This is a genomic window from Mycobacterium sp., assembly GCF_032162605.1.
In the GTDB taxonomy this organism is placed as follows: Bacteria; Actinomycetota; Actinomycetes; order Mycobacteriales; family Mycobacteriaceae; genus Mycobacterium.
On the sequence record NZ_JAVROT010000332.1, the window covers coordinates 1 to 6,717 of the forward strand.

General features: G+C 63.0%; 4 protein-coding genes. 3 read left to right on the top strand and 1 reads right to left on the bottom strand.

Going from position 1 to position 6,717, the window contains the following annotated elements; all coding sequences use genetic code 11:
* Positions 1-571: 571 nt before the first annotated feature.
* A complete protein-coding gene (locus QOI01_RS19040; protein ID WP_526383652.1) occupies positions 572-1,243 on the bottom strand; it encodes a FadR/GntR family transcriptional regulator in 672 nt (223 codons plus the stop codon).
* A gap of 163 nt (positions 1,244-1,406) precedes the next feature.
* On the opposite strand from QOI01_RS19040, the gene QOI01_RS19045 reads away from it, so the two are divergent.
* From QOI01_RS19045 to QOI01_RS19055, 3 genes are all read left to right on the top strand, one after another.
* Positions 1,407-3,068, top strand: a complete 1,662-nt coding sequence (locus tag QOI01_RS19045; protein ID WP_526383654.1) for a bifunctional fumarylacetoacetate hydrolase/alpha/beta hydrolase family protein — start codon at positions 1,407-1,409, stop codon at positions 3,066-3,068.
* Between the two features lie 27 nt (positions 3,069-3,095).
* The gene (locus tag QOI01_RS19050) at positions 3,096-4,400 is read left to right on the top strand and encodes a metal-dependent hydrolase family protein (protein ID WP_526383656.1); all 1,305 of its coding nucleotides are present in this window, start codon (positions 3,096-3,098) and stop codon (positions 4,398-4,400) included.
* A gap of 378 nt (positions 4,401-4,778) precedes the next feature.
* A complete protein-coding gene (locus QOI01_RS19055) occupies positions 4,779-6,191 on the top strand; it encodes a purine-cytosine permease family protein (protein ID WP_526383658.1) in 1,413 nt (470 codons plus the stop codon).
* Positions 6,192-6,717: the final 526 nt, after the last annotated feature.

The window sequence follows — 6,717 nt, forward strand, 5'->3', positions numbered from 1 at the left end:
GAGCGTCCAGCGCGACGGGGCAGCCAGTCATTTTCAGCCACAAAACAGCACACGAATTTCAGCTACACCCCGCCGCCGTGGGCATCCAGGGCACCAACCCCGGACAACTACCAACTTAGGGACACGAGTTTGAGACAAATGTTCGATGACATCGCGTGAGACAACTCACATCATCGCAGGTCAGGAGGTCGCGGTGTGACACCGGATTTGAGAAGCTACAGCCCGTGATGTCATCGTCTCAATTTCGATGTCATCGCCGTGTCATTAATGACACCAAATTGAGAATACGTGGCCGGACAGTGGAAAACGAGACTGAACCGTCCCGCGTTTGATGCACACCTCCTTTCTTGGGTTAAGCTGTCTGACACCAGCGACGCGCCGCGGCTAGCGCCGACTTGGTCGGCGAATACCTGTCAGTAGATACCTCGAGGCAAGTGGTGAGTAATGCCGGTCGGCTCTTTCCCGAGGCGCACAGGCAGCCGGGGCGCACTGGTGATTGGTGGCGACAAATCCTACGCGGATTTGATTCACTGCAGCCTCAACGCACGAAACCGACAACGTACTCGGCACGTCAGTCGTTGTCGCCCAGGAGGGTTCGGCGGACGTGACGCAGATGGGTGCGCATGGCCTGGCGTGCGCTGTCGGGGTCACGGTCGGCGATCGCCTCGACGATGTGGTCGTGCTCGGCGCAATACTCGAGGTGAAGCTCGGGGTTGAAGGTCCGTTTCTTGAGCCCGCCCCAGATGGGTTGCCGCCGGCTGTCGATCAGGAGACGGCTCACCCCGATGAGCACCGCGTTGTGGGTGGCCAAGGCGAAGCTGTGGTGCAGGGCGACGTCCCAGCGCTCGAACTCCTCCGAGGTGCGGGCCTGTTCTCCGCCGCGCAGACATCGTCGCATCTCGGTGATGTCGGCATGAGTGGCAGCTGCCACCGCCAAGGGAAGCAGTTCTGGCTCCACCGTCAGCCGGGAGCTCATGATCTCGCCGGGGCTGGGGTGATCGGACCCGTCGCTGGCGGTTGGGTCGCTCGGTGTGAGAAAGGTGCCCCGTCCCACCTGACGCAGCAGCACCCCGCGCGCCTCCAGGTCATCGAGCACTGATCGGATCACGGCCCGGCTGACGCCGGCTTGAGCGGCAAGTTCTCGCTCGGTGGGCAGCTTGTCGCCCGGCTTGAGCCCGCTGTTGGATACCAGGTGATCGATGAATCGCAGCGCCACCGCCGCCGGTCCCACCGTCATAGTCATTGCACACCTCCGTAGTACCAATTCGAACCAAAGCTACGGCATTTTGCGACTTTTGGCATGGCCCATAGGTGTTGACGATCACATCTCTGGAACCTATCGTAGCCAATACATACCTGAAACGATTTCTGGTCCAGATTGGTCCATAACTCATCGGAGGTTTCACGTGCGATTTGCACGGATCGACCACACGGAAGGCCCCCGGGTCTGCGCAGTAGATCAGGACGGAGCCGCTCGCGCGGTGTCGTTCTCCGACACCGGCGCACCGGTACGCACCCTGCAGGACGTCATCAACGCGGGCCCCGAGGCCGCCGGGCGGCTGAGCATCGCGGCCACCGCAGAGCCGGGCAAGGTGCTCGCACCGCTCGTCCCGCACCGCAACATCTTCTGCGTCGGCAAGAATTACGCCGAGCATGCCGCGGAGTTCGCGGCCAGCGGCTTCGACGCCACCGGCGGCCCGGACGGAGAACACCTGCCTGAGTACCCGGCTGTGTTCACCAAGCCCGCCGCCACCGTCATCGCCACCGGCGATCCGATCGACCCGCACACCGACATCACCTCCGCGTTGGACTACGAAGGGGAGATCGGCGTGATCATCGGCAAACGCGCCTCCAAGGTGTCCAAAGCCGACGCTCTCGAGTACGTGTGGGGCTACACCCTCATCAACGACATGACCGCACGCGATCTGCAACGCGACCACAAGCAGTGGTTCATCGGCAAGTCGCTCGACACGTTCTGCCCACTGGGCCCGTGGGCGGTGACCGCAGACGAGGTCGACATCACCAACCTGCAACTGCAGACCCGCGTGAACGGTGAACTGCGCCAGGACACCAACACCTCGCTGTTGATCTTCGACGTGCCGACCATCATCGAAACCCTTTCCGCAGGAATCACCTTGGAGCCCGGCGACGTGATCGCCACCGGCACCCCCGTCGGCGTCGGCATCGGGTTCAATCCGCCCAAGTACCTGCAGCCCGGTGACGAAGTCCGAGTGACGGCGACCGGTCTCGGCGAGCTGCACAACGTCATCGCCGACCCCACCGATACCAACCCCCTGGTCGCCGCGGGCACCCACCGCCTGTTCGTCGAGAAGACAGGATCCGGCCCTGCCGTGGTGTTGATCCACGGCCTCGGTGGGGCCACGACCGTCTACGAACCGCAGGTCGCCGCGCTCGCCGAGACGCACACCGTCATTCGCTACGACCTATCCGGGCACGGACGCTCCCCGTACGCCGGAGCGCCGAGCATCGACGGCTGGGTGGCCGAACTAGTCGAGCTTCTCGACGCGGCGGGCATCGAGCGGACCGCGCTGGTTGCGCATTCGATGGGCACCCTGGTCGCCAACACCTTCGCTGCACGCTATCCGGACCGGGTCACCAAAGTTGCTCTGCTGGGGGCGGTTCGGGCGCAGCCCGAGCAGGCCAAGACCGCGACCCGGGGTAGGGCACGGACCGTCCGCGGCGGCGGCATGTCCGCCGTCGCCGACACCATCCTCGGCGCGGCGCTGTCGAAAGTCACCCACACCGATCGGCCCGTCTCGGTCGCCGCAGTCCGTGAACTGCTCCTGGGTCAAGACCCGGAGGGCTACGCAGGAGCATGCGAGGCGCTGGCCGCCGCAGTCGAACCCGACTTCGCCTCCATCAACGCACCAGTGCTTCTCATCACCGGCGACGAGGACAAGGTCAGCCCCGTCGCCACCAACGAAGAACTGTTGTCCCTCTACCCGAACGCCCAGTTGCACGTCCTCGACGGTGTCGGGCACTGGCACAGCCTCGAAGACCCCGCCGCCGTCACCGCTCAGCTCATCGAATTCCTCACCAAGCCCTGACCACCCCCAACGAGAGGAGTGACGACGATGTCCTCTGCACTGCCCACCCAAACCTCCGTGCTCTTCACCAACGTGCGAGTCTTCGACTCCTCGGGTTCCGACCCTTTCGACGGCGAAGTCCTGGTCCGTGACAACCGCATCGCCGCAGTCCGGCCCGGAAGCGGGGACCTGCCCCGCGACGGGGTCCGAGTCATCGACGGTCAGGGCAAGTTCCTGATGTCCGGACTCTGCGACGCCCACACCCATTTCTCATGGGTGAATTCCGCGGACCTGCCCGGGCTGGGCACGATGGGCGTCGAGGAACACACCCTGCTGTGCGCCCGGTCCGCGCAGACCTACCTCGACTCCGGCTACACCATGTGCGTTGGCGCGGCCGCGGCGAAAGCTCGACTGGACGTGGTGATCCGCGATGCCATCAACGCCGGTCAGATCCCCGGACCGCGCTACCTGGCCAATTGTCAGGAGATCGCCGTCACCGGCGGCGCCCTCGTCGAGGGCATCACCGCCTTCGCCGACGGACCCGAAGAAATGCGCAAAGCCGTCCGCAAGAACGTCGAACTCGGCGCCGACCTGGTGAAGCTGTCCATGTCGGGAGAAGAGATCACCGGCAACCAGCACGCGAAGGACAATTACTTCTCCGACGAGGAAACCCTCGCCGCCACCACTGAAGCCCATCGCCGCGGACTGCGGGTCTGCTCGCACGCCCGCTCCGGAGACTCGGTCAAGATGTCGGTTCGCAACGGCGTCGACATCATCTACCACGCCTCCTTCGTCGACGAAGAAGGCCTCGACATGCTCGAAGCCAAGAAGGACGAGATATTCGTCGCTCCAGGCCTGAATTGGCTCGTCGCCACCCTTCACGACGCCGCCGACTTCGGCTACCCGCCCGAAGCTGCGGAAGCCGCCGGCTACAAACACGAACTCGAGTGCGCCATAGACGGTTTGAAGAAGATGAAGGAACGCGGCATCCGGGTCCTGCCCGGCGGAGATTACGGGTTCGCCTGGACTCCCCACGGCACCTACGCCCGCGACCTGCAGCACTTCGTCGAACTACTCGGCTACACCCCGAAGGAGGCGCTGCTCGCCGCAACCGTACTGGGCGGACAGATCATGCGGATGCCCGACGAACTCGGTCAGGTCAAGCCCGGCTTCCTGGCCGACATGATCCTCATCGACGGTGACCCGCTTGAGGACATCACCATCTTGCAGGACCAGAGCCGCATCGTCGGCATCATGAAAGACGGCGTCTTCCACAAGGATCCGGGTGATGGAACTCAGTCACGCGCCCGCGACCTCGACGAGATCCACCGCGGCACACCCGTTCCCGCCTAACTGTCCCAGAATCGCATGCCCGGGCGGGACGACCGTCCCGCGCCTGGGCCCGCCATGACGTTCCGGTCCATGGGACCAGTTGAGTCGGCCGCTCGCGTCGTCCACATGGCCAAGTGGTCTGCCCTGCCCGTCATCGCAAGTTGATTGGAGAAACCATTGAACATGCCTGGCAATGACGAACATTCGGTACTTGGGGCCGCGGCGGCTGGAACATCCCCACTACCCGTGCTGAACATAACGCGCGTCGACGACCCTGCCGTGGTTGCGCAGGCGGCGCGTGACGACTATTCGCTGCACGTAGTACCGCGGACGTGGCGGCTTTCCTCGCCGAAGATGGCGCTGGCCTGGTCGGCGGTCATGGCAGCGATGTTCTGGGTGGTGGTCGCGGCGGGCGCCTCCCTGGTCGTGGGTACGGTGCAGACACTGATCGGCCTGGCTGCGGCCGTGGTGGTACACGGGGCGATCTGCTGCTACATGTCAAGGACCGCTGCGGAGACCGGCTTGACCGTCGGGCTGTTCTCCCGCTCGATGTTTGGCTATTACGGCGCGTCCATCGCGACACTCTTCTTTGCCGTTACGGGCACTTGGTTCGCCGTGTTCGAAGGATCAGTGCTCGCAGTTGCCGCTCAGACGCAATTCGGGGGACCGATTCAGCTCTGGTACCTCATCGTGACTCTGTGCGCGATCCCGCTGGTGCTGGGTGGGGTTCGGGTTTGGCTGGAGAAGATCAACGCGTTTCTGCTACCGATCTTTGCGATAGGCCTGGTTGCCGCGGTGATCTGGTCAACCGCGGTATTCGGCTACAACAGCGCTTGGCTTACTTCCACACCCTCCGAGCCGACGGCCATGGGTGGACCCGGCTGGCTGTTCGTCTTCGCTATCTATATGGGCGTGTTCTCCAACATGCTCTACACATTCGACTTCGCGCGAATGGGACGCACCCAAGACATCCGCGTGAACGGCTTTCACACCTTTGGATTCACCTTCTATTTCTTCACCATCTTCGTCAATGGTGCCGTGGGAATCTATCTCGTGCACACCATTCCGCTGGACAGCGGGGGAGTCACCGAGGCCAGCCTTGTCGTCGGCATCGTGAAGTTGATGGGAATCTTCGGACTGATCTTCATCGTGGCCACGCAGACCAAAATCAACACTGCCAACTTCTATCTTGCGTCCACGAATTTCCAGAGCTTCTTCTCGCGCGCGTTCAATGTGACATTGCCCAGATTCGTTTGGGTTCTCTTCGTCGGAGTGGTTTCGTTCACCGTCATGGTCCTCGACGTGTTCAGTTTCATCGGAACATGGCTTTCCTACCAAGGCGCCGTCCTCGTCGCCTGGGTCGGAATCGCACTGGTGCACATCACGTACCATCGGCTCTCCAATTCGCGCAACGCATTCGAGTTTCGGCCCGGACGGGTGAGAAACTCCAGTTCTGGCGGTATTACGGCGTGGTTGGCTTCCTCGGGCGTCGGGATCTATCTCATCGCGTCGAAGAGTGGGCTGGCCTCCACATGGGCGCTGGTGATCACGTTCGTCCTGGCGGTAGTCATCTATGCCGCATTCCTGGTGGCGGGTAGAGGAAGTCAAACCGTACTCAATCGGCCCTTCGACCCGCATACCGAAGTGAACGACCTCTGGAACGATCGCATTCAATGCGCCATATGCGACAAGTCGTATGTCGCCATCGAGATCGACCGCGATCCCAGCAATGGACACCGTCCGATATGTGCTTCGTGCGCCACGGGCAGGAACTTCAGGGCCGCAACGCTGGCCGAGTCATCAGCAAGCTGAGGTATCTCGCAACCGGGCGACCACGGCACCAGCCGACCCGGTCGGAGCATCGGCCGACACGGGTCATGCCGACGAGATGGTCATGACACTGGCGACGCAGTTGCACCACATGTTATGGACGCACGAGGTGAGCACAGATCTGTCGAAAGTTCTGTCTTCGCAATCGACCTCAACCCGCGAGTTGCTGTATGACGTGGGCGGGCGTTCACAGCGGTGTCGGAACGAGGGTGATGTACGACGGCGAGGTTCACTTGCTGACCGAATGGCTGCCCACCGCACCACCGACGTCGTCCTTCGAGGACCCACTTCAGTGTGCCGGGTGGCGTGGTGCGAACTTCCCCCGGCTTCCAAGGACCAACTGCCATGCCTAGTTCGCGTAACCCGCCTGACGCCTGGCTTGCCTACCCATTCGATGTTTGGCGGATGCATCCTCGGCGTCGCGTACCAGCGCGTCGAGGGGGCGGTCCGCGGTCTGCCCCGGTATTCGCCGGACGGGCAGTGGCGTGCGATGTTCGTGCGACGCCCC